This is a genomic window from Klenkia terrae (assembly GCF_037083865.1).
Lineage (GTDB): Bacteria > Actinomycetota > Actinomycetes > Mycobacteriales > Geodermatophilaceae > Klenkia > Klenkia terrae.
The window spans coordinates 91023-110827 of record NZ_JBAPLV010000015.1 but is presented as its reverse complement, the minus strand read 5'-3'; the positions used below and the strand labels follow the sequence as shown (position 1 = coordinate 110827).

The following is a 19805-nucleotide window of genomic DNA, read 5'->3' as shown; positions in this document are numbered from 1 at the left end:
ACTACCCTCCGGACCGGTGAGCAGCGACCACTCCCGCAAGGCGGTGCTGCCCCCCACCCGCAAGCAACCCCGGCTGGCCGCCGGCCGGGCCCGCGCGCTGGGCCTGCCGACCCGCGGGACGACGAACGCCAACCGCCTGCGCCGGGTGGACCGCTGGCTGGTGGCGACCCAGGTCCCCCGCCTGCGCGACGCCGCCCGCCCGCTCGTGGTGGACCTGGGCTACGGCGCGTCGGCGGTGACCACCCTGGAGCTGGTCGACCGCCTGGGGTCCGAGGTCACCGGCCTGGAGGTCGTCGGGCTGGAGATCGACCCCGACCGGGTCGCCTCCGTGGCCGACGACCGGGACCCGCCCCGGGTGGACTTCCGGCTCGGCGGGTTCGAGCTGGCCGGGCTGTCCCCGGTCCTGGTCCGCGCGTTCAACGTGCTGCGCCAGTACGACGAGGAGTCCGCCGCCCGCGCCTGGACGACGATGTGCGCCGCCCTGGGCCCCGGCGGCCTGCTGGTCGAGGGCACCTGCGACGAGTGGGGACGGCGGGCGTGCTGGGTGGCGCTGGACGACTCCGGGCCGCTCACCCTGACCCTCGCCGTCCGGCCCTCGGACATCGACCGGCCCTCCGACCTGGCCGAGCGGCTGCCCAAGGCGCTGATCCACCACAACGTGCCCGGCCAGCCGGTGCACGCCTTCCTGACCGCCCTCGACGCCTGCTGGGCCGCCGCGGCCGGGCTGTCGACGTTCGGCCCGCGGCAGCGCTGGGTGGCCGCGGTCGAGGCGATGGCCGCGCAGGGCTGGCCGCTGGTCGGGTCCAGCCGGCGCTGGCGGCACGGCGAGGTGACCGTGCGCTGGTCGGCGGTCGCGCCGTCGTGAGCCGACGCGAGCGCCGGACCAGCGGCCCCGAGCACCCGCTGCTCCCCGGTCGGGTGCCGACCGCCGGCGGGGTGGCCGAGATCCTCGGCGACGCCGACCGGGACCGCTCCTTCGTGCTGATGCTCGACGGCGTCCCGCAGTCCCACGTCGACCTGGACGAGCCCGAGCACCTGGAGTTCGAGTACGTGCGCCGGATGGGCCACGTCGTCGACCTGGCCGCCGACGAGGGTGTGCCGCTGGACGTCGTCCACCTCGGCGGCGGCGCGCTGACCCTGCCGCGCTACGTCGCGGTGACCCGGCCGGGCTCGCGCCAGCGGGTGGTCGAGCTCGACGAGCCGCTGACCGAGCTGGTCCGGGAGCACCTGCCGCTGCCGAAGGGCGCGCGCATCCGGGTCCGGGCGGCCGACGCCCGGGCCGGGCTGGAGGCGTTGCCCGACGCGAGCGCGGACGTCGTCCTGGTCGACGTCTTCGCCGGTGCCCGCACGCCGGCGCACCTGACCAGCACGGAGTTCGCCGGCCAGGTCGCCCGGGTGCTGCGCCCGGGCGGGGTGACCGCGTGGAACGTCTCCGACGGACCGCCGCTGCGCTTCCTGCGCACGCAGGCGGCCACCCTGGCCGCGGTGTTCGGCCACGTACTGCTGGTCGCCGAGCCCGGCACGCTGCGCGGGCGCCGGCACGGCAACACAGTGGCGGTGGCGTCGGACGCCGAGCTGCCGGTCGCCGCGCTGACCCGGCGCTGCGCCGGGGACCCGATGCCGTCCCGGGTCGTGGCGGGGGTCGACCTCACCGCGTTCGTCGGGACGGCGCTGCCGGTGGCCGACGCGACCGCCGTGCCCTCGCCCGAGCCGCCGGCGGGCATCTTCGCCTGATCTGCCCAGGCACCGTCCAGGCAGTCGCCTTACGGTGTAGCCATGACCTCTCCGGCGTCCCGCAGATTCTCCCGCGACACCCAGCACAAGGTCGTGGCGGGGGTGTGCTCCGGGCTGGCCCGGCGCTTCGGCCTCTCGCGCACCGTCGTCCGGGTGGCCTTCGTGGTCTCCTGCGTCCTGCCGGGGCCGCAGTTCATCGCCTACCTGGTGCTGTGGGCGGTCATGCCCCGCGGCTGAGCCGCGGGTGGGTCACCAGCTGCTGTTGCCCGACTGCAGGCCACGCAGCGCCGGCCGGACGTCGACCAGGTAGACGATGATCCCGACGATCGCCGGCAGGCCCAGGAACGACATCACGCCCATGCCGTAGACGACCAGCGTCGCGATGGCGGTGATGGCCACCCAGGCGGGCTTGCTCAGCTTGCCGGCGGCGACGTAGCCGGCGGCCGGCCGGATGATCGCGTCGACGGTGGCCCAGGCCCCCAGCCCGAGCACGGCATAGGTGATGACCGCGAACAGGGCGTTGTCGAAGGCCGGCATGGCGCCAGGGTAGACCGCGGACACGCGTCAGGGCCCGCAGCGCGAGGCTGCGGGCCCTGACGGCGGGGCGGGTCTCCTCAGTTCGAGGAGGGCGCCGAGCTGCTGGCCGACGGCGCGTTGCTGGACGCCGAGGGGGCGGTGCTGCTGGCCGACGGCGCGGTGTCCTTCGCCGCAGCGCTCTTGGCCGGGGGCACCAGGGGCGAGGTCCGCCCGGCCGCGGGCTTCCGCGCGGTGCGCTTGGCCGGGGCCTTGGGGGCGGTGGCCTTGGGTCCGGTGGTCGAGCGCACGGTGCGCTTGGTGCTGCGCGCCTCGGTGCGGACCTCGTCCTTGGCCTCGGCGGCGGCCTTGCTGGTCTGGCTCTTGGCCTTCTGGGCGACCGAGGTGGCCTTGTCCGACGCCGCGGCGACGGTCTCGTCGGCGGTGTCCAGGACGTCCTCGAGGGCGTCCTCGACGGCGTCGACCGAGCGCTCGGCGCGGCTCACGACGGAGCGGAAGCCGGGCTGGCGGCGCAGGTCCTCGACGACCTCCTCGCCGCGGGCGGCGAGACCGGAGACGGTGCTGAGCGCCTGCTGGCGGACGGCCTCGGCCAGGCCGACGACGGTGCCGCGCACCTCGGCGACGGTGCCCTTGACGGCCTCGGGGCGGGCAGCACCCTGGGCGCGGTCCGCGGCGACCTCGGCCTTGCCGCGGGCCTGGCTCACGGCGGAGAACGCCTTGTCGCGGGCGCCCTCGGCCCGGGTGCGGACCTCCTTGGCGGCCAGGTCGGCCTGCACCTGGGCCTCGCCCGGCAGGGCCTCGGCCTTGCTGCGGACGGTGCCCAGCACCGAGCGGACGGTGCCGACGGCGACGTCGCCGGCGCCGATGGCGGCCAGCACCCCGGTGCGACCGGCCTCGACGACCAGGTCGGTGGCGGACTTCGCGGTCAGCCGGGCGTCGTCGGCGGTGCGGGCGGCGCGCTTCTTGGTGCGGTCGCGGGTCTCGGTGGTGCTCATGGGGACTCCTCCTGGGAGGTCTGCGGGGTGGGGGTGACGGGGGTGCTGGCCAGCGACTCGTAGAGGTCCAGCAGCACGTTCTTGTGCCGCTCGCTCAGCGCCGGGTCCGACCGGATCGCGGTGACCGTGTCGGGCGTGCCGGACCGGCGGTCCAGGATCCCGGCCTGCTCGTAGAGCGTCTCGGCCGAGATCTTCAGGCCCCGGGCGATCTGGGCCAGGATCTCCGCCGACGGCTTGCGCAGTCCCCGCTCCACCTGCGAGAGGTAGGGGTTGCTGACCCCGGCGGTGCGGGCCAGCTCGCGCAACGACACCTGGGCGGCGTTGCGCTGGGTGCGGATGAAGTCGCCCACCTGGGAGCTGACCGCGGTCGACACGGTGGTCGCCTCGGCAGCGGCGGACTCGACGGCACTGGTCACGCTCTCGCGGACCGAGCTGACGATCTCCGACGGGTTCTGCACACCGACGACGCTAACCCAGGGTGCTAGCTCCTGCAAGCACAGGTGCTAGCAGTGTGACGAACCGCTCATGGAGTCGCAGCGCTCGGGGAACGATGCGCAGCGACTCCGCTCAGACCAGTGCGGCGGACGGCCGGACCTCGCCGACCACGCCGTCGCCACCGCTCACCGGGGTCACCGCGAACGGCGCCAGCAGCTCGGCGTCGACGCCCAGGCGGGCCAGCCCGGCGCACAGCGCGGGCATCCGACCGCGGTCGCCGCCGTCGTCCAGCTTGAGCGCGACCGCGCCGACGCCGGGGAGGGCGGCGACGTGCACGCCGTCCGCACCACCCTTCATGAGCAAGCCGGGCACCGCGCCCATCAGCAGGGTGTCGTCCTTGCCGGTGCCGGCGACCAGCCACGGGTGGGCCCGCACCGCGTCGGCGACCGAGCGACCGGCCGTGCCCGGCTCGGCCTGCACCAGCGACAGGACGCCGCGGGCCAGCGCGGTCACCGACAGCGCGTGCTGCGGGGCACCGCACCCGTCGACGACGACGGCGCTCACCGGCTCGCCGCCGGCCTCGCCCAGGCGGGCCTCGATGGCCTGCTGCAGCGGGTGCGCGCGGTCCAGGTAGCCCTGCGTGGGCCAGCCCGCGGCGACGCAGGCCGACAGCATCGCGGCGTGCTTGCCCGAGCAGTTCATCGCCTCGCGGGCCGGCGCGCGGCCCTCGACCAGCCAGGTGGCCCGCTCCCGCTCGTCGGAGGGCAGCGCGGCGGGACAGCCGAGGTCGTCGGGGCCGAGACCGGCCGCGGCCAGCATCGCCAGCGCGAGCTCGACGTGCCCGGGCTCCCCGGAGTGCGAGCCGGCGGCGATGGCCAGCTCCTGCGTCGACCGCGGCACCCACCCGGCGTCCAGGTAGGTGGTGGCCTGCACGGGCTTGTTCGACGAGCGCGGCAGCGTCGGCACGTCCACCGCGCCGACCGCGTGGGTCACGGCACCGTCGGCGTCCAGCACGACCAGCGACCCGCGGTGGGCCGACTCGAAGAAGCCCGACCGCCAGACCTCGACCAGGACAGGGTTGTCCGGGAAGTTAATGGCGACCCTCCGCGGCGAGGAGCTGGGCGACGTCGGCCTCGCCGTCGCGGTAGCGGCGGCCCAGCTCGCCGGCCAGGGAGTCCATGACGTCCTGCACGCCGCGGCGCCGCTCGGACAGCCCGCGCTCGCCGGCGGCCAGGGCGCGCGCGGCGGTCTCGAGCTGGTCGTCGGGCAGGTCGGCGATGTCGGAGAGGTCGACGCCGGGGGCCAGCGAGTTCACCCAGTGCTCGAGGGCGACCGGGTCGCTGGGCTGCACCGTCTGGTGCCGGCCCAGGCCGTGCGCCGGGCCGCGGCCCTTCTCCGAGAGGATCTCGGGCAGCAGGTCGACCAGCGAGCGGCCGTCGTGCTCGGCGCGGCGCTGCAGCTCCCGGCGGACGATGTCCAGCCGGCCCTGCAGCAGGCGCCGGGTGTAGGAGAGGTCGACCTCGGACTGCTCGGCCTGCCGGCGCAGGGCGCGGACGTCGAGCATGCCGCGCTGCTCGATGCCCTCGAGGAAGGCCGGGGCGAGCAGGGTGTCGACGGCGGTGCCACCGGCTGAGGACGGAGCGGTCATCGGGATGCCTCCTGGGGTGCGCGGATGCCCAGCAGCTCGCGGGCCTCGGTGGTGGTCAGGGCGGGTCGTTGGGCGATCCGGGCCAGGCCGGCGGCGCGGGCGACGAGCTGGGCGTTGTCCCGCACCGGCTCGCCGGGGGCGTAGGTCAGCGTGTCCTCCATGCCGACCCGCAGGTGCCCGCCGGCCGACAGCGCGGCCAGCATCACCGGAAGCGAGGTCCTGCCGACCCCGGTCGCGGCGAAGGTCCAGGACGGGTCGATCGCGGGCAGGCAGGCGGCCAGCGCGCCGGTGGTGCCGGGCATGCCGCCGGGGACGCCCATGACCAGGTCGACGTGCACGTGCCCGCCGTGCGGCAGGCCGTGCCGGTCGAGCAGCCGGGACAGCGTGGCCAGGTGGCCCAGGTCGAAGGCCTCGTACTCGGGGACGATGCCGCGGTCGCGCATCTGGGTGTGCAGCTCGACGATCAGGTCCCACGGGTTGCTGAAGACGTCGCGGCCGAAGTTGACCGTGCCCAGCGAGAGCGAGGCGGCGTCCGGCTCGGCGTCGAGCACGGCGACCCGGTCGGCCAGCGGGTCGGTGACTGCGCCGCCCGAGGACAGCTGGACGACGAGGTCGGTGGACTGCCGGACGGCGTCGACGACCTCGCGCACCCGCACCAGGTCCAGCGTGGGCCGGGTGTCGAGGTCGCGGACGTGCAGGTGGACGACGGCGGCGCCGAGCGCCTCGCAGTCGCGGGCGGTGGAGACCACCTCGTCGACGGAGACCGGCAGCGCGGGGACGTCGGCCTTGGCCGACTCGGCCCCGGTGGGGGCCAGCGTGATGAGCGTCCCTGCGCGGGTCCCTCGCGTCGCCGTCCCCGTGGTCACCGACCGATCGTCGCAGACCGGACCGCCCGCACGCGCTCCCGGGCCGCCGCGACCGTGTCGTCGGTGGTGACGACCAGGTCGTCGGGGTCGACGACGGCGACGCTGCCGCCGACCCGGAGGTCGGCCGCGCCCTTCTCCAGGGTGGCCGACTTGACCAGCGCCAGGCCGACGACGCCCAGCTCGTGGTGCCGGACGACGGTGCCCAGCCGGCCGACCTCGCGGGTGCCGGCGGTGACCGGCGTCCCGGGCTCGGGCAGGTGCTCCTCCATGCCGTCCAGGTGCACCAGCACCAGCCGGCGCGGCGGACGGCCCAGGTTGTGCACCCGGGCGACGGTCTCCTGGCCGCGGTAGCAGCCCTTCTCCAGGTGCACCGCCGTCTGCAGCCAGGGCGTCTCGTTCGGGATGGTGCGGTGGTCGGAGTCGGTGCCCAGCCGCGGGCGGTGCGCCTCGACGGCGAGGGCGGCCAGGGCGTCGACCCCGGCGAGCACCGCCCCCCCGGCCAGGAGGGTGTCGGCCCGGGCGTCGAGCTCGGCGCGCGGCACCAGCAGGTCCACGGTCGGCACGCCGTCCCCGAGCGGGGGCATCCGGCGGACCCAGCCGCCGTCGGTCGCGAGCACCTCGTACGGCGCGGCCGGGACCGGCAGGCCGGCGGCGGTCAGCACCTCGTCGGTGCGCGGCCCGACCAGGGTGAGCACGGCCCACGCCTCGGTGACCAGCGCGGGCTCGACGCGGAACATGAACCGCATCCGGTCCAGCCAGCCGGCCAGCGCCGCGCCCGTGCCGGGCTCGGTGTCCAGCCACGTGGTGCCGGCCAGCTCGGCGACCACGACGTGGTGCTCGACGTGGCCCTGCGGGGAGAGCACGAGCGCCTCGGTGCCGGCGCCGTCGGGCAGCCGCTCGAGGTGCTGGCTGAGCAGGCTGTGCAGCCAGGTCAGCCGGTCGGGCCCCGGGACGGCGACGACGTCGCGGTCGCTGCGGTCGACCAGCACGACGCCCTCGGCGGCACGGCGCTGCTCGGGCAGCGGTTCGCCGTAGTGCGCGGCGACCTCACCGCCCTCGGCGGCGACGGCGGCGGGGCGGGACAGCAGGGGGGATGGCACCTCAGGACTCCGATCCGGCCGCACGGCAGTCCCGGCAGGTGCCGGACAGCGCCACGTGGCCCACGTCGAGGGTGTAACCCAGGTCGGCGGCCAGACGTTCCGCGACGCCGTCCATCACCGCGGGGTCGACCGAGTCGATCCGGCCGCAGCCGGAGCAGACGACGTGCAGGTGCGGGTGCTGGGCGGCGTGGTAGACCGGCGCGCCCTTGCCGAGGTGGGTGTGCCAGACCAGGCCCAGCTTCTCCAGCAGCTCGAGGTTCCGGTAGACCGTCGAGGTGTCGGGGGCGGCGCCGTCCGGGCCGGCCTGCTCCTTGAGCCAGGACCCGATCTCCTCCGGCGTCCCGTGCTCGAGCGCGCCGACCGCGGCCAGCACGCGCTGCCGCTGGGTGGTCAGCCGCAGCCCGCGGGCCCGCAGCTGCGCGGCCAGCGGGGGCGCCGTCGCGGGCTCGTGGCTGTGGTCGGTCACGGGGCGAGCCTAGGCCCGGTCCCACCAGGCCAGGACCCGTCGAGCACCCAGCGTCACCCACCGCGAGGGCTCCCCCTCGGGCACGTCGACGGGGAACCAGACCGCACCGGGCTGGACCGGCCCCTGCAGCCAGCGACCGTCGGGCTGCCGGCCGGCGCGCAGCAGCTCGACAGCGTCGGCGGCCCGCGGGTCGGGGTCGGTGCCGTCGAGCAGGGAGGCCGAGCGCAGGTGGTCCAGGGCGCGCAGCACGTCGTACCGCCAGCGGGAGGGCGCGGTCGGCGGGACCAGGCACGGCTCGAGCATCGCGCCGCTGGACAGCCGCCGGGTCAGCCGGCGCGCCAGGAGGTGCTCCTCGCCGCGGTGCCGGGCCGCCCGCAGCTCGTCGCTGCCGCCGGTCGCCACCTCGTCGGCGAGCAGGCCGCGGACGGCGTTCAGCGTGGAGTGCACCGACGAGCGGGTGGTGCCCTCGACCCACTCGCAGTTCCAGCCGCCGTCGTCCAGCTGGTGCGCGGGGAACCAGGCGGCCAGGGCCTCGACGTCGACCCCGAGCCAGACGCCGGAGGCCAGGGTGTTCGCGTTGATGCAGACGTCGACCTCGCCGCCCCAGTACGGCAGGTCGTCGTACTCCCAGGTGCAGTTCTGGGCCAAGCGGTCGGCGGTGTCGGCGAGCGCCGCGGGGTCGCAGCCCCAGTCGCGCAGGGCGGCCAGCGACCAGGTGGTCGCCGTCCAGGGCTGGCCCTCGCCCTCGGCCGGCCACTGCACCTCGCCGTCCACCTTCGGGAAGAACGCGCCGCCGGCCCACTGGCCGTCGGGGTCCTGCAGCGCGAGCAGCCGGGCGCCCCAGCCCTCGGTGGCCACCCGGGCCCGCGTCGCCCGCCAGACCGGCTCGGGTTCGCCGGCGAGGTCGCGCTCGACCTGCCAGCGCAGGGCCGGGTCGCTGTCCAGGAGCCAGGTGAGGACGTCGTCCGCCATGCCGGGACGGTAGTGCGCTCCTAGGGTCGGGTGGGTGTTCTTCCTCTTCGGGTTCGGCAGCAAGCAGAAGGACCTCGGTCCCGGCTCGACGCGCACGTGCCCGCGGTGCGGCAACACGACGGTGTGGGCGCGGGTGAAGCAGTACAAGCAGTTCACGGTGTTCTTCGTGCCGCTGGTGCGCTGGAAGCGGCAGCAGCTGGAGATCTGCACGATCTGCGGCACCGCGGTGGTGGTGTGAGGCAGGCTGGGCCCGTGGACGGACGGCGTGCGGTGGCGGTCTGGCGGGACGGCGCGGCGGTCAGGGTGCCGGCCGACCAGCCGGTGGTGACGGCGTTCGACGCCGGGCTGGCCCGCGGGGACGGCGTGTTCGAGTCGGTGCTCGTGGTCGGCGGCGCGACGCCCCGGCTGGCCGACCACCTGGCGCGGCTGCAGTGCTCCACCGGTCTGCTGGACCTGCCCCCGGTCGACGACGCGACCTGGCGGGAGCTGGTCGCCGCGGCCGTGGACGGCTGGCCGGCCGAGGTCGAGGGCGTGTGCCGGCTGTTCCTCACCCGCGGGGACGGCACCTCGCCGACCGCGCTGGCCCTGCTGGCCGAGGTGGCGCCGGACGTGCTGCGCCAGCGCGCCGACGGGGTCGCCGTGGTCGCGCTGACCTACGGGCTGGCCGCCGACGTGCGGGCCTCGGCGCCGTGGCTGCTGGGCGGGGCGAAGACGCTGTCGTACGCGGTCAACATGGCCGCGCAGCGGCACGCGCACGCGGTCGGCGCCGACGACGTGGTGTTCACCTCGGCGGAGGGCCGGCTGCTGGAGGGCCCGACGTCCACGGTCGTCTGGGCCGCCGACGGCGTGCTGCACACCCCGCCGCTGGACAGCGGCATCCTGGCCGGCACCACCCAGGCCCGGCTGTTCGCCGCCGCGGAGGCCGACGACTGGCCGACCGCGGTCACCGCCGGGACGGTCGCCGACCTGCACGCCGCGGACGCCGTCTGGCTGCTGTCCGGCATCCGCGGCGCCGCGCCGGTGACGTCGCTGGACGGCGTGGCCCGCGGCGACGCCGGCCTGACTGCCCGGGTGCAGGAGCTGCTCGCCCGCTGAGATCAGCGGTCGTCACCGGCCGTCCCCGTCGTGCCGCCCCGCCGAGGAGCAGATGTGCCCGGACCGTCCACGAGCGAGCAGTCCACCGCCCCACGCCGTCGCCGGCGACGGGTGCTGGTGTCCGGACTGGTGGTCGCCGTGGTCCTGGTGACGGTGGTCGTCGCGGTGGTGGCGTGGGTCCGTCGCGCGCCGACCGGGGGGAGCGTGGCCGAGGGGTCCGACGCCTTCCGGCGGTGCTGGGAGCTCAGCACCACGGGGCAGGACGACCTGCTGGCGCCGACGGGCACGGGGACGTGGGACGCCGAGGAGGAACGGCGGTTCTGGTCGCAGCCCGCAGCCCTGGACTGCGCGGTGGAACGCCTCGAGGAACCGGTGCGCGCCCGGGCGCTGCAGGAGCGTTCCCGTCCCGGGAGGACGGCGCCGACGTCCAGGCGCAGTGGCAGGCGGTCGCCGACTACGCCACGTGGCTGACGGTCGAGCAGGACATGGACAGCGCACAGGTGCTGCTGCGGGCCGGCGCCGTGCTCACGGCGCTGTGGGTGGCCGAGGACGACACCAGCTCGTACGCCGAGGGGTTCGTCGACGTCGTCGTGCTGGCGGACATGTCGGCCCGGGGTGAGCTGCCCGGCTACCGACCGTGGTTGCAGGAGACGGACCGGACGGACGACGCCCGCGCCCTCGCCGACTACCTCGACGACGACCTGGTCGCCGACCGGCCGGAGAACGACGATCCCTACCGGCTGAGCCGTGACCGCGCGGATGCGCTGCTGTACGCGATCCGGTGAGCACCGGCACGGACGTGACCATGACGTGGGACGGCGACGGTGATCGGGACCCGTTGTCGGCCCCGACGACGACCGACCTGACCGCAGCGATCGAGCGGTTGGACGGTGCGCGGTGGAGCCTCGTCACCGTCCACCGCGCGGACGGTGACCTCGTCGTCGGGGGCTCGGCGGCTCGTGGCCTGATCGTGTACGCCGATCTGGGGCCCGGGCGCTGCTGGACCGCGCTGGGGACGGACCGGGCCGGCGAGGACGAGGTAGAGCTCGTCGCCGGCGGTCAGCCCGGGAACTACCCCAGTCGGGTCGTCCTCGGACTCGACGCCGCCGTGGCCGCCGCCGCGGCCTTCCTGACCACGGGCAGCCTGGCGCCCGAGATCGGGTGGGAGGAGAACTGAGCCCCGCGCACCACCACACCGGACCGGTCAGGCCAGGTCAGGTCAGGTCAGGTCAGGTCAGGTCAGGTCAGGTCAGGTCAGGTCAGCAGCGGTCCGATAATGATTTCGGTGCCGTCGGGGCGGTGGGTGCGCCATCGCTGCCCAGGTGGGGCGTCGTCGTCCTTCGTCACCCGGAACCCGTGGTGCACCTTCGTGTGGTGGCGCTCGCAGAGCAGCGCGGAGTTGTCCAGGCTGGTGTCGCCCTGGTCGAGCACCCACTCGGCGAGGTGGTGGACATCGCACCAGTGCGTCGGGGCGTGGCAGCCGGCGAAGACGCAGTGACCGTCGCGCTGCTCGACGGCACGTCGGATGTGCGGCGGGACGACGCGCTTGGTCCGGCCGACGTCCAGCGGCAGCCCGTCGGGGCCCATCACGATCCGGGTGACCGCGGAGTCGCAGGCGACCCAGCGGGCGCGGGCGGCCGAGATGCGGGCGCCGAAGCCGGTGGTGGCGGTGTCGTGGCCGGCGACGGGGTCGACCAGGTCCTCGAGGTCGACGGTCACCACCACGTGCGGCTTGACGGTGCGCAGGAACGGCAGCGCTCCGGCGGCGAGGGTGTTGTCGGCCCACTGGACCAGCGCGTCGCCCTGCTGCTGCGCCCGGTTCCGCAGGTCGCCGCGCGGCCGGTCGGCCTGCACCATCGACTCGATCACCGCGGCCACCTTCTCCAGGCCGACCGCGTCGAGGTCGAACCGGCCCGACCCGCTGCCGTCGTGGTGCCGGGTGATCGTCAGCCGCCGCTGCTCGGTGGGGTCGGGTTCCGGGCCGTCGGGGTCCAGGGCGTTGCGGAAGGCCTGCACCGCCGTCCCCAGCTTCGCGTGCGGCAGGGTGCGTGCGACCTCGGTCCAGGCCTCATCGAAGGCGTCCAGGTCGATGCCCTGCTCCTCGGCCGCGGCGACGTCGCCGGGCCTCAGACCGTCCGCGACGATGCCCACCTGCGCGGCGGTCACCGCGCCGTCGGCGAAGGCGGACTCGAGCCGGGGCAGGTGCTCCAGAGCCCGGCCGGCCCGCACCACCGCAGCTGCCGCGCCCGGCGAGAGGTGGTGGTGCCCGCGCAGCACCGACTGCATCGTGCGGAGTCCGTCGTGCTCGGCGGCCCCGACCACGTCGGCGTGCCGCACGGTGCGCACCAGCTCGGCCTGCAACCGGTTGATCGTCTGCGAGATCTCCGCGGTGCGGTCGAGGAGCTGGCCGTCGCGCAGCTCGTGCAGGTCGTCGGCGGCGAGCGCGTCGACAGCGGAACGTAGCTCGCTCACCACACCTCCTCCAGTCGAACACCTGTACGAATAGTAACCCAAGCGGGACTGGTCCGCAAGACGAACCTGCAGATCAGAGGCCAATTGATCGGGAAAGGCCGGCCCCCCGGGCTGCCCGACACGGTCCCGCCACCGAGGTCGCAGGTTGACCACCGGGAACGGACAGGACGACTGTTGCGCGGACCGTCCCCGTCGCACCGGTCCTGCTGCTCAGCGAGGCCCGAGAGCCGACAGACGGCGGAAGCTGGACCAGGCGCCACCGGCGAGGAGGACGACATGGAGAAGGTCACCGGCATCGGCGGCTTCTTCTTCGCCGCGACCGACCCCGGCGCACTCGCGCAGTGGTACGCCACGACGCTCGGGGTCGACCCCGCCCCGGAGTCCTACGAGCATCCCAGCTGGTGGCAACTGGCCGGCCCCACCGTGGTCGCGCCGATGCCCCGCGACGCCGAGCACCTGCAGCGCTCGAACGGCACGTTCGCGGTCACCTTCCGGGTCGCCGACCTCGACGCGATGGTCGCCCAGGTGCGCGGCCACGGGGTCGAGGTCGTGGTGGACCCGACCCCCTACCCCAACGGCCGGTTCGCCGACCTGGCGGACCCCGAGGGCAACGCCGTCCAGCTCTGGGAGCCGGCAGGGGTCGACCTCCGGCACCCCTGAGCGCACCGGGGACGATGACCGGGTGCGTCCCACCCCCTCCGCCTGGCTGCTCACCGGGGCGGTGGTCACCGAGGTGGTCGGCACCCTGGCTCTCCGGGTCTCGGACGGCTTCACCCGCTGGCTGCCCACCGCGGTCACCCTCGTCGGCTACGGCGTCTCGCTCTGGCTGTTCTCCCTGCTGCTCGACCGCGGTGGCGTCGCCCTCGGCACGGCCTACGCCACGCTGACCGGTGTGGGGCTGGCCGCGGCGACGCTGGCCAGCGTGCTGCTGTTCCGCGACCCGTTGACCGCCGTCCAGCTCCTCGGCATGGGCGTGCTGGCGGCCGGGGTGCTGGTGCTGCAGACCGGCGGCCCGGCGGAGCGCACGTGACCGGGGCGGCGCTGGCCTGGCTGGCCGGCGCGGTCGCCGCCCAGGTGGTCGGCATCGGCTCACTGCGGGCCTCGGCGGGGTTCCGGCGCCCGGGGTTCGCCGTCCTCACCCTGCTGGGCATCGGCGTCTCCGTGGCGCTGATGTCCCGGGCGCTGGTCAGCGGGGTGTCCCTCGCCGTGGGCTACGGCATCTGGACCGGGTCGGGCATCGCGCTGGCCACCCTCGGCGGCGCCGCCGTGTTCGGCGACCGGCTGGGTCGGCGCGAGCTGCTCGGGGTGGGGCTGATCGTGCTCGGGGTCGTGGTCGTGCACGCCGGCGGTTAAGCTGGACGACGGTGCGCCGGGAAGTCTGGTCGGCAACTCCTCGACCGACCCCGCACCCCGGAGCCGCCCTGTGACCAGCCCCACCCGCCTGTTCTCCCGAGGCACCTACTCCGAGGCCGTCCGCATCGCGGCCCTGCTGCGCCGGGAGACCGTCGGCGGCGTCCTGCTGATCCTCGGCGCGGTGATCGCCCTGATCTGGGCGAACACCCCGTGGTCGGCGGCGTACGAGACGCTCCGGGACACCCGCGTCGGCCCGTCCGCGCTGCACCTGGACCTGACCCTCGGCACCTGGGCCGCGGACGGCCTGCTGGCCATCTTCTTCTTCGTCGCCGGGCTGGAGCTCAAGCGCGAGTTCGTCGCCGGCGACCTGCGCGACCCCCGCAAGGCCGCCCTGCCGGTCGCGGCCGCGGTCGGCGGCATGGCCGTCCCCGCGGTGATCTACACGGTGATCAACCTGGGCAGCAGCGACGGCGGGCTGACCGGGTGGGCGATCCCGACCGCGACCGACATCGCCTTCGCCCTCGCCGTCCTGGCGGTCATCAGCACCCACCTGCCCGCCGCGCTGCGGACGTTCCTGCTGACGCTCGCGATCGTCGACGACCTGCTGGCCATCACGATCATCGCGATCTTCTACACGTCGTCGCTGGCCTTCGGGCCGCTCGCCCTGGCCTTGATCCCGATCGCGCTGTTCGGGTTCCTGGTGCAGAAGCGGGTCCGGCACTGGTGGCTGCTGCTGCCGCTGGCCGTCGCCACCTGGGTGCTGGTCCACGAGTCCGGTGTGCACGCCACCGTCGCCGCCGTCCTGCTCGCCTTCACCGTGCCGGTCGTGCGCAGCGACGCAGCCGGCGGTCCGGACGCCGGGCCCGGCCTGGCCGAGCACTTCGAGCACCGCATCCGGCCGATCTCCGCGGGGATCGCCGTTCCCGTGTTCGCCTTCTTCTCCGCCGGGGTCACCGTCGGCGGGCTCTCCGGCCTGGGCGCCTCGCTCACCGACACCGTCGCCGTCGGCATCGTCGTCGGCCTGGTCGCCGGCAAGGCCATCGGCATCACCGGCGCCACCTGGCTGGTCAGCCGGTTCACCAAGGCCGAGCTGGACACCGACCTGCGCTGGCCCGACGTGATGGGGCTGTCGCTGTTGGCCGGCATCGGGTTCACCGTGTCGCTGCTGATCGGCGAGCTCGCCTTCGGCTCCGGGTCCCTGCGCGACGAGCACGTCAAGGTCGGCGTCCTCACCGGCACCCTGATCGCGGCCCTGCTGGCCACCGCCGTGCTCAAGCCGCGGGACCGCGTCTACCGCCGGATGGCCGAGGCCGAGGCCCGCGACGACGACGGCGACGGCATCCCCGACGTCTACCAGGAGCACGGCCGAGACGTCGCGCAGACCTCACCGCGGGAGACCGTCGACGAGGCCGCCGAGCGCCGCCGGAACCCCTCCGCGGAGAGCTGAAAAAGGGTGTTGCGCGGCCGCGGAGCACGGTCGTACCGTGGCTGCACACGAGAGAGGAGGTGGTCCGAACAATTGATGTCGTTCAGGACTCGTGAGGTGGCTGTCCGCTAGCCGCCGTCCAGATGGGCCGCCCGCTCAGCACCGGATCAAGCCGGTCTGACGCGCGTGGCATCGCCCGTCCGTCGAACGGCGGCGAGCGAGAACCGGACAGTCACCCGACCCCCGGGCCGCCGACCCAGTCCAGTCGGCCCGCGACCTGCCAGAAGTGCTCATCGAGCCGGCAGGGACCGCGGAGCAGCCCGGGGGTTGTCCGTGTCCGGGGTCGGTCAGACCGCGGTCGGCCAGCGGAACCGCTGGGCCGCCACCACCCCGGCCGGCAGGTCCGCCTCCAGCGGGCCCAGCACGTCGGCCAGCTGCTGCACGGTCAGCTCCGGCCCGGCCGCGCCGAGCGCAGCGACCGCCGGCCACGGGGTGCGCCAGTCGCCCAGGCCCTGGTCGTCGGCGACGCCGTCGACGTAGGAGTCCACGACGCCGTACAGCGACTCGGCGTCCACCGGCAGCCCTGTACCCGGGTCGTCGGGCAGGTCCGAGGGCACCCGGGACCAGGCGGCGCCGTCCCAGCCCAGCACGAACGCGATCTCCTCGGTCCGCCCGCGCAGCGGCTCCGACCACCACCCGGGGACGTCGGCCACCAGCGTGCCGTCCGGACGGCGGGACGGGCGGTCGACGGCGGTCCGGTCGCACCCGAGCAGCACCGCCCGGTCCGGTGCGCTGACCACGACCTCGGCCCAGTTGCCGCCCCCGTCGTCCCAGCGCCAGTGCCCGTCGCGGGCCCGGGCGGCGTCGGGGAACCCGAGCGCGGTGACGACGGCGGACGCCGCGGCCCACCGGTCGCGCAGCTGGTCGAGGGCGGGCAGGTCGACGACGGCGAGCTCCACGCCCGCGACTGTAGGACGATCGCCGGCATGGACGCGCTGACGGTGGAGACCCGGCTGACCTCGGTGCTGGGCACGTGGGCGGCGGCCAGCGTCGCCGTCGGCGCCGTGCTGTCGGTGCGGGAGAGCACCCGCGGGTTCGGCCGGCAGACCGCCGCCTGGGGCGCGGTCGACGGGGCGATCGCCGCCGTCGGCACCCGCAACCGGCGGCGCCGCGGACCCACCGACCCGGCCCGGCTGCGGAAGGTGCTGCTGGTCAACGCCGGGCTGGACGTCGGCTACCTGGCCCTGGGCGCGGCGCTGCTGCGCACCGACCGCTGGCGGGGGGACGGCGCGGCGGTCGTCGTCCAGGGCGCGTTCCTCCTCGCCCTGGACTCCGCCGCCGCGGCCGCCATCCCTACAGGCGGCTGAGCTCGTCGGCCAGGTCGTCCAGGCCCAGGCTGCCCTGGGACAGCGCGGCCATGTGCCAGGCCTTCAGGTCGAAGGCGTCCCCGCGGGCGGCCTGCGCCGCGGCGCGGCCCTCGAGCCAGGCCCGCTCCCCCAGCTTGTAGCTGATCGCCTGCCCGGGCATGCCCAGGTAACGGACCAGCTCGCTGTCCAGGAAGGCCTCGTCGCGGCCGCAGTACTCGCCGAAGAACGCGCGGGCCAGCTCCGGCGTCCAGGGCTGGCCGCGGTGCTCGGTGAGCGCGCCGTCGGCGTCGTCGGGGATCGGCAGCTCCAGGTGCATGCCGATGTCGACGACCACCCGGACCGCGCGCATCTGCTGGGCGTCCAGGTAGCCCAGCCGGGCACCGGGGTCGGTGAGGAAGCCCAGCTCGTCCATCAGCCGCTCGGCGTAGAGCGCCCAGCCCTCGAGGTTGGCGCTCACCCCGCCGACCGCGGTCTGGTAGGTCGACAGGTCCTTGGCCACGTACGTCCACTGGGCCAGCTGCAGGTGGTGCCCGGGGACGCCCTCGTGGTACCAGGTGCTCACCAGGTCCCAGAGCGGGAAGCGGTCCTTGCCCAGGGTCGGCAGCCAGGTGCGGCCGGGCCGGGAGAAGTCCAGCGACGGCCGGCTGTAGTACGGCGCCGCGGCGCTGCCGGGCGGGGCGATCATGGCCTCGACGCGCTTGATCGGCTCGGCGATGTCGAAGTGCGTGCCGTCCAGGGCGGTCATCGCCTCGTCCATCATCTGCTGCAGCCGCTCGCGGATCGCCTCGACGCCCTCGACGGCCTCGCCGTGCTCGCCCAGCCAGCGCATCGCCTCCATCGGCGTGGCACCGGGCCGCACCAGGTCGGCGGCGGCGCGCTGCTCGCCGCGGATCCGGCGGTGCTCGGCCCAGCCCCAGGCGTAGGCGTCCTCCAGGCCGGTGCCGGTGCCCAGGTCGCTGCCGTTCCAGCGCCGGGCGAAGCGGGCGTACCGCTCGCGGCCGACGGCGTCCGGCGTGCCCTGGGCCTGGGGCAGGTAGACGTCGCGCAGGAAGTCCCGCACCTCGGCCACCGCCCCGTCGGCGGCGGCCGCGGCGGCGTCCAGCTCGGCCCGCAGCTCCGCGGGGCCCTCGGCGACCAGGCCGGCGAAGTACGGGCCGCTCAGCCACTCACCCAGCTGGCCGACGACGGTCTCCACCTGGCGCGGGGCGGCGAAGAGCCCGCGCGACGCGCCCTCGGTGAGGGTGGCCAGGTAGCCGCGGTAGGCCTCGGGCACCCGGGCCGCCCGGCGACCGAGCACGGCCCAGTCCTCGGTGGTGGCCAGCGGCATCATGGAGAACACCTGGCGGACCGAGTGCACCGGGGAGAACAGGTTGGACAGCTCGCGCAGCCCCTCGTCGGCCTCGTGCATGTCCAGCGCGGAGGTCAGCCGCTCGCGCAGCAGCCGGGCGCAGCGGAACTCCACCGGGTCGTCGGCCAGCGCGGGGTCGGCGGCCAGCACCCGGTCGAGCTCGGCCAGGGTGTCGCGGACCAGCTGCGCGTCGGCCTCGAGCCCGGCCGGGGACAGGTCGGGCAGGCGGTCGTCACCGGGGCGGGTGCCCAGCGCGGTGGCGGCGATCGGGTCCAGGTCGCAGAGGGCGTCGACGTAGGCGTCGGCGACCTGGCGGGGGGTGCTCGCGGGGGTGCTCATCGGATCCTCTCCAGGCGGGCGGACATGACCGGGCGCAGCTGGCCGTCCGGTCCGGCCCGGTCCACGGCGTACATCAGCGCGCCCTCGACGATCCCGTAGAGCCGGGCCGCCTGGGTCACGTCGGGGTGGTCGGGGGTGCGGGCCAGCACGTCGCTGGTCAGCTCCCAGCTGGTCGTCGTCCGGGCGGTGCCGACGTAGATCTCCACCAGGCCCTCGGGGTGGGCGACGAGCAGCTCGACCTCGTCCTCGCCGCGGGGGCGCCAGAAGCCGGACTCGCGCACGTCGGGACCGCCGACCGTGCCGTCCTCGGCGATGGTCCAGGTGCGGGACTCGTAGGCCAGGAAGTCGCGGCCGTCGTGGGCGAAGCGCACCCACTGGCCGAACCGCTGGTCCCCGGCCGGGCCGACCAGCACGCCCTCGCCGTGCCACTCGCCCAGCAGCGGCAGCACCGACAGCAGCCCGTGGGCGACCTCGGGTCCGGTGCGGACGTCGGTGGTCTCCTCGACGGGCAGCTCGGTGGGCCCGGTGACCGGCTGCTCGGGCAGCCCGGCGGGGGTCGGGTCGGTCACCGGGTACCCCCGGTGCGCTCGCGACGGGTCGACCGGGCCGCACCGACCGCGCACCACAGCGCGGCGAGTGCGGCCAGGGCGACGAGAACCCAGGCAGTGACCAGACCCATGCCCGCCACGGTAGCCACGGCCCGACCGGCCCGCGGCACGGGAGTCAGACCGGCAGCGCCCCGGCGGTCCGCGCGACGACGTCCGCCCACGGCGTGGGCCCGGTCCCCAGGACGGCGGTCGTCGCGGTGCCGTCGACGACGAAGTCGGCGTCCCACTGGTGCCGGATCGCCACCACCTCGCGCAGGAACGGGACGACGGCACCCAGGGCGGTCAGCAGCGGCCACGGCGTCTGCGACACCTTCGGCGCCGGGGCGCCGAACGCGGCGGCGAAGTCCCCCAGCGCCTGGCGCTGGCTGCGGGACGGCGTGCTGGGCACGACCCACGCCTTCCCCCAGGCCCGCTCGTCGGTGCCCAGGGCGGCCAGCGTCGCGCCGACGTCGGGCAGGTAGGCCCAGCTGTGCTGCACGTCGGGGTCGCCGATCACCCAGACCCGCTTGCCGGCGCGGACACCGGGCAGGTTGCGGACCAGGTAGGACTGGCCGGCCGGGATGTCCGGGCCGACGAAGTCCGACGCCCGCGCCTCGGCCACCCGCACCCGCCCGGCCTCGTGCGCAGCCAGCATCTGCGCCCACATCGCCGCCCGGACCCGGCCCTTGACGTCGGTGGCCGCCAGCGGGCTGTCGGCCGTCATCGGCCCGGTCGGCCGCCCGTAGCCGTACAGGTTGCCCATCGCCACCAGGACGGCGCCGCTGCGCTCGGCCGCGGTGAGCAGCGCCGTCGCGATCGGCGGCCAGTCGGTGGCCCACCGGTGGTAGGGCGGGTTGACCGCGTTGTAGAGCGCATCGGCGCCGGCCGACGCCGCGGCGAGCGCCTGCGGGTCGGCGGCGTCCACCGCCCGGTGCTCGACGTCGGCCGACGACGTCCCGCCGCTGCGCGACAGCACCCGCACCCGGTGCCCGGTGCGCACCAGCTCCTCCGCGACGGCCGAGCCGACCGGTCCCTTGCCCACGACCACGTGCAGTCCCACGACGTCTC

Annotated in this window: 26 protein-coding genes; 12 read left to right on the top strand and 14 right to left on the bottom strand. The window is 75.4% G+C overall.

The window, feature by feature from the left end:
• Positions 1-16: 16 nt before the first annotated feature.
• The 3 genes from UXQ13_RS14675 to UXQ13_RS14665 are packed head-to-tail and all read left to right on the top strand — an operon-like array spanning position 17 to position 1971.
• Positions 17-865, top strand: a complete 849-nt coding sequence (locus UXQ13_RS14675; protein ID WP_336392479.1) for a class I SAM-dependent methyltransferase — start codon at positions 17-19, stop codon at positions 863-865.
• Positions 862-1734: a spermidine synthase gene (locus UXQ13_RS14670; protein WP_225233020.1), complete on the top strand. Its 873-nt coding sequence runs from the start codon at positions 862-864 to the stop codon at positions 1732-1734. Before UXQ13_RS14675 ends, UXQ13_RS14670 begins: the two co-directional genes overlap by 4 nt.
• A gap of 42 nt (positions 1735-1776) precedes the next feature.
• The gene (locus UXQ13_RS14665) at positions 1777-1971 is read left to right on the top strand and encodes a PspC domain-containing protein (protein ID WP_225233021.1); all 195 of its coding nucleotides are present in this window, start codon (positions 1777-1779) and stop codon (positions 1969-1971) included.
• Between the two features lie 12 nt (positions 1972-1983).
• On the opposite strand, the gene UXQ13_RS14660 is transcribed toward UXQ13_RS14665, so the two are convergent.
• From UXQ13_RS14660 to UXQ13_RS14620, 9 genes are all read right to left on the bottom strand, one after another.
• The gene (locus tag UXQ13_RS14660; protein ID WP_225233022.1) at positions 1984-2271 is read right to left on the bottom strand and encodes a DUF2516 family protein; all 288 of its coding nucleotides are present in this window, start codon (positions 2269-2271) and stop codon (positions 1984-1986) included.
• A gap of 77 nt (positions 2272-2348) precedes the next feature.
• Positions 2349-3263 carry a hypothetical protein gene (locus UXQ13_RS14655; RefSeq protein WP_336392478.1) on the bottom strand — a complete coding sequence of 305 codons (915 nt, stop codon included), beginning with the start codon at positions 3261-3263 and terminating at the stop codon, positions 2349-2351.
• On the bottom strand, positions 3260-3721 hold the full coding sequence (locus UXQ13_RS14650) for a helix-turn-helix domain-containing protein (RefSeq protein ID WP_225233024.1): 462 nt from the start codon (positions 3719-3721) through the stop codon (positions 3260-3262). Before UXQ13_RS14650 ends, UXQ13_RS14655 begins: the two co-directional genes overlap by 4 nt.
• Before the next feature lie 109 nt (positions 3722-3830).
• The gene (locus UXQ13_RS14645; RefSeq protein WP_336392487.1) at positions 3831-4769 is read right to left on the bottom strand and encodes an asparaginase; all 939 of its coding nucleotides are present in this window, start codon (positions 4767-4769) and stop codon (positions 3831-3833) included.
• 19 nt (positions 4770-4788) lie between these two features.
• Positions 4789-5346: an RsiG family protein gene (locus tag UXQ13_RS14640; RefSeq protein ID WP_225233025.1), complete on the bottom strand. Its 558-nt coding sequence runs from the start codon at positions 5344-5346 to the stop codon at positions 4789-4791.
• On the bottom strand, positions 5343-6212 hold the full coding sequence (locus tag UXQ13_RS14635; RefSeq protein ID WP_225233026.1) for a beta-keto acid cleavage family enzyme: 870 nt from the start codon (positions 6210-6212) through the stop codon (positions 5343-5345). Before UXQ13_RS14635 ends, UXQ13_RS14640 begins: the two co-directional genes overlap by 4 nt.
• The gene (ygfZ, locus tag UXQ13_RS14630; protein WP_225233027.1) at positions 6209-7312 is read right to left on the bottom strand and encodes a CAF17-like 4Fe-4S cluster assembly/insertion protein YgfZ; all 1104 of its coding nucleotides are present in this window, start codon (positions 7310-7312) and stop codon (positions 6209-6211) included. The genes UXQ13_RS14635 and ygfZ overlap by 4 nt, the downstream gene beginning before the upstream one ends.
• 1 nt (position 7313) lies before the next feature.
• Positions 7314-7778: a Fur family transcriptional regulator gene (locus UXQ13_RS14625; protein ID WP_225233028.1), complete on the bottom strand. Its 465-nt coding sequence runs from the start codon at positions 7776-7778 to the stop codon at positions 7314-7316.
• Between the two features lie 9 nt (positions 7779-7787).
• Positions 7788-8750: a hypothetical protein gene (locus tag UXQ13_RS14620; protein ID WP_225233029.1), complete on the bottom strand. Its 963-nt coding sequence runs from the start codon at positions 8748-8750 to the stop codon at positions 7788-7790.
• A 34-nt stretch (positions 8751-8784) separates the two neighbouring features.
• Here UXQ13_RS14620 and UXQ13_RS14615 point away from each other — a divergent pair, with 34 nt between their 5' ends.
• The 4 genes from UXQ13_RS14615 to UXQ13_RS14600 all read left to right on the top strand — a co-directional run bounded on the left by UXQ13_RS14615 (position 8785) and on the right by UXQ13_RS14600 (position 11022).
• Entirely contained in the window at positions 8785-8988 is a 204-nt protein-coding gene (locus UXQ13_RS14615; protein WP_225233030.1) for a zinc-ribbon domain-containing protein, read from the top strand.
• 14 nt (positions 8989-9002) lie between these two features.
• Complete coding sequence (locus UXQ13_RS14610; RefSeq protein WP_225233031.1) at positions 9003-9845, top strand: aminotransferase class IV; 843 nt, start codon at positions 9003-9005, stop codon at positions 9843-9845.
• A 485-nt stretch (positions 9846-10330) separates the two neighbouring features.
• A complete protein-coding gene (locus UXQ13_RS14605) occupies positions 10331-10630 on the top strand; it encodes a hypothetical protein (RefSeq protein ID WP_336392477.1) in 300 nt (99 codons plus the stop codon).
• A gap of 20 nt (positions 10631-10650) precedes the next feature.
• Positions 10651-11022: an Imm1 family immunity protein gene (locus UXQ13_RS14600; RefSeq protein ID WP_336392476.1), complete on the top strand. Its 372-nt coding sequence runs from the start codon at positions 10651-10653 to the stop codon at positions 11020-11022.
• A 77-nt stretch (positions 11023-11099) separates the two neighbouring features.
• Here UXQ13_RS14600 and UXQ13_RS14595 read toward each other — a convergent pair whose 3' ends face one another.
• Entirely contained in the window at positions 11100-12317 is a 1218-nt protein-coding gene (locus UXQ13_RS14595; protein ID WP_225233034.1) for an HNH endonuclease, read from the bottom strand.
• 276 nt (positions 12318-12593) lie between these two features.
• On the opposite strand from UXQ13_RS14595, the gene UXQ13_RS14590 reads away from it, so the two are divergent.
• From UXQ13_RS14590 to nhaA, 4 genes are all read left to right on the top strand, one after another.
• A complete protein-coding gene (locus UXQ13_RS14590) occupies positions 12594-12977 on the top strand; it encodes a VOC family protein (RefSeq protein WP_225233035.1) in 384 nt (127 codons plus the stop codon).
• A 22-nt stretch (positions 12978-12999) separates the two neighbouring features.
• Complete coding sequence (locus UXQ13_RS14585; protein WP_225233036.1) at positions 13000-13347, top strand: DMT family transporter; 348 nt, start codon at positions 13000-13002, stop codon at positions 13345-13347.
• Positions 13344-13670, top strand: a complete 327-nt coding sequence (locus tag UXQ13_RS14580; protein ID WP_336392475.1) for a DMT family transporter — start codon at positions 13344-13346, stop codon at positions 13668-13670. Before UXQ13_RS14585 ends, UXQ13_RS14580 begins: the two co-directional genes overlap by 4 nt.
• Positions 13671-13740: 70 nt before the next feature.
• Positions 13741-15117, top strand: a complete 1377-nt coding sequence (gene nhaA / locus UXQ13_RS14575) for a Na+/H+ antiporter NhaA (RefSeq protein WP_225233038.1) — start codon at positions 13741-13743, stop codon at positions 15115-15117.
• A 326-nt stretch (positions 15118-15443) separates the two neighbouring features.
• Here the strand turns inward: nhaA and UXQ13_RS14570 are convergent, their stop codons facing one another.
• Positions 15444-16055 carry a hypothetical protein gene (locus tag UXQ13_RS14570; RefSeq protein ID WP_225233039.1) on the bottom strand — a complete coding sequence of 204 codons (612 nt, stop codon included), beginning with the start codon at positions 16053-16055 and terminating at the stop codon, positions 15444-15446.
• A gap of 27 nt (positions 16056-16082) precedes the next feature.
• On the opposite strand from UXQ13_RS14570, the gene UXQ13_RS14565 reads away from it, so the two are divergent.
• Complete coding sequence (locus tag UXQ13_RS14565; protein ID WP_225233040.1) at positions 16083-16463, top strand: DUF6992 family protein; 381 nt, start codon at positions 16083-16085, stop codon at positions 16461-16463.
• On the opposite strand, the gene UXQ13_RS14560 is transcribed toward UXQ13_RS14565, so the two are convergent.
• The 3 genes from UXQ13_RS14560 to UXQ13_RS14550 all read right to left on the bottom strand — a co-directional run bounded on the left by UXQ13_RS14560 (position 16450) and on the right by UXQ13_RS14550 (position 19797).
• Complete coding sequence (locus tag UXQ13_RS14560) at positions 16450-18150, bottom strand: DUF885 domain-containing protein (protein ID WP_225233041.1); 1701 nt, start codon at positions 18148-18150, stop codon at positions 16450-16452. The two genes, UXQ13_RS14565 and UXQ13_RS14560, sit on opposite strands and share 14 nt — an antisense overlap.
• Positions 18147-18719: a heme-binding beta-barrel domain-containing protein gene (locus tag UXQ13_RS14555; RefSeq protein WP_225233042.1), complete on the bottom strand. Its 573-nt coding sequence runs from the start codon at positions 18717-18719 to the stop codon at positions 18147-18149. Before UXQ13_RS14555 ends, UXQ13_RS14560 begins: the two co-directional genes overlap by 4 nt.
• 154 nt (positions 18720-18873) lie before the next feature.
• Positions 18874-19797 (bottom strand): NAD-dependent epimerase/dehydratase family protein, encoded by a 924-nt coding sequence (locus UXQ13_RS14550; RefSeq protein WP_225233043.1) that lies wholly within the window; start codon positions 19795-19797, stop codon positions 18874-18876.
• Positions 19798-19805 lie beyond the last annotated feature (8 nt).

Bases quoted from the DNA above. Each gene is read 5' to 3' on its own strand.
- UXQ13_RS14665 (WP_225233021.1), top strand. From the start codon at position 1,777: ATGACCTCTCCGGCGTCCCGCAGATTCTCCCGCGACACCCAGCACAAG.
- UXQ13_RS14660 (WP_225233022.1), bottom strand. From the start codon at position 2,271: ATGCCGGCCTTCGACAACGCCCTGTTCGCGGTCATCACCTATGCCGTG.
- UXQ13_RS14655 (WP_336392478.1), bottom strand. From the start codon at position 3,263: ATGAGCACCACCGAGACCCGCGACCGCACCAAGAAGCGCGCCGCCCGC.
- UXQ13_RS14640 (WP_225233025.1), bottom strand. From the start codon at position 5,346: ATGACCGCTCCGTCCTCAGCCGGTGGCACCGCCGTCGACACCCTGCTC.
- UXQ13_RS14620 (WP_225233029.1), bottom strand. From the start codon at position 8,750: ATGGCGGACGACGTCCTCACCTGGCTCCTGGACAGCGACCCGGCCCTG.
- UXQ13_RS14605 (WP_336392477.1), top strand. From the start codon at position 10,331: ATGGACAGCGCACAGGTGCTGCTGCGGGCCGGCGCCGTGCTCACGGCG.
- UXQ13_RS14600 (WP_336392476.1), top strand. From the start codon at position 10,651: ATGACGTGGGACGGCGACGGTGATCGGGACCCGTTGTCGGCCCCGACG.
- UXQ13_RS14590 (WP_225233035.1), top strand. From the start codon at position 12,594: ATGGAGAAGGTCACCGGCATCGGCGGCTTCTTCTTCGCCGCGACCGAC.
- UXQ13_RS14565 (WP_225233040.1), top strand. From the start codon at position 16,083: ATGGACGCGCTGACGGTGGAGACCCGGCTGACCTCGGTGCTGGGCACG.
- UXQ13_RS14560 (WP_225233041.1), bottom strand. From the start codon at position 18,150: ATGAGCACCCCCGCGAGCACCCCCCGCCAGGTCGCCGACGCCTACGTC.